The sequence below is a fragment of the Streptomyces sp. NPDC088910 genome, assembly GCF_044749865.1.
Lineage (GTDB): Bacteria > Actinomycetota > Actinomycetes > Streptomycetales > Streptomycetaceae > Actinacidiphila.
In genome coordinates this window covers 1-1,170 of sequence record NZ_JBIVIV010000033.1, presented here as the reverse complement: position 1 = coordinate 1,170, position 1,170 = coordinate 1, and the positions used below count along the sequence as shown (strand labels likewise).

Below are 1,170 nucleotides of genomic sequence, written 5' to 3'. Positions count from 1 at the left end.
GGGGATGTTGATGGCGACGGGGCAGACGTCGTAGCAGGCGCCGCAGAGGGTGGAGGCGTAGGGGAGGGAGGCGTCGAGTTCGGTGGTGGTGGTGCGGAGTTGGGGGGTGAGGATGGCGCCGATGGGGCCGGGGTAGGGGGAGCCGTAGGCGTGGCCGCCGGCGCGTTCGTAGACGGGGCAGACGTTGAGGCAGGCGGAGCAGCGGATGCAGCGCAGGGCCTGGCGGCCGGTGGTGTCGGCGAGGGTGTCGGTGCGGCCGTTGTCGATGAGGACGAGGTGGAAGTTTTCGGGGCCGTCGGTGTGGGTGGTGCCGGTCCACAGGGTGGTGTAGGGGTTCATGCGTTCGGCGGTGGAGGAGCGGGGGAGGGTCTGGAGGTAGATTTCCAGGTCCTGGAAGGTGGGGATGACCTTCTCGATGCCCACAACAGAGATCAGCGTCTCGGGCAGCGTGAGGCACATGCGGCCGTTGCCTTCGGATTCGACGACGACGAGGGTGCCGGTGTCGGCGATCATGAAGTTGGCGCCGGAGATCCCGACTTTCGCGCGGAGGAACTTCTCCCGCAGGTGCAGGCGGGCCGCCTCCGCCAGATCCGCCGGGGTGTCCGTCAGCCCGTCGGGTGCGGGGCGGCCCCAGGTGGTCATCTGGGTGTGGAAGATGTCGCGGATCTGGTGGCGGTTTTTGTGGATGGCGGGGACGAGGATGTGGGAGGGGAGGTCGTTGCCGAGCTGGACGATGAGTTCGGCGAGGTCGGTTTCGTAGGCGGTGATGCCGGCGGCGGTCAGGGCGTCGTTGAGGCCGATTTCCTGGGTGGCCATGGATTTGACTTTGACGATTTCGGTTTCGCCGGTGTCCTGGACGAGGCGGGTGATGATGCGGTTGGCGTCGTCGGCGTCCAGGGCCCAGTGGACGGTGCCGCCGGCGGCGGTGATGTTCTCCTCGAGCTGGAGGAGGTAGTGGTCGAGGTGGCGCAGGGTGTGGTCCTTGACGGCGGCGCCCGCTGCGCGGAGTTGGGGCCAGTCGGCGAGTTCTGCGATGGCTCTGGCGCGTTTGTCGCGGATGGTGTGGGTGGCGTGGGTGAGGTTCGCGCGGAGCTGGGTGTCCTTCGTGGACGAGGCGGCGGCCTTCGGGAACGACGGCAGACCCAGATACGTACCACTCATCGGACCACT

General features: G+C 67.8%; 1 protein-coding gene. It reads right to left on the bottom strand.

Going from position 1 to position 1,170, the window contains the following annotated elements:
• The coding region (locus ACIP4Z_RS35515; RefSeq protein ID WP_401314714.1) for a lactate utilization protein B at positions 1–1,161 on the bottom strand (1,161 nt) is incomplete at its 3' end.
• Between the last annotated feature and the right edge of the window lie 9 nt (positions 1,162–1,170).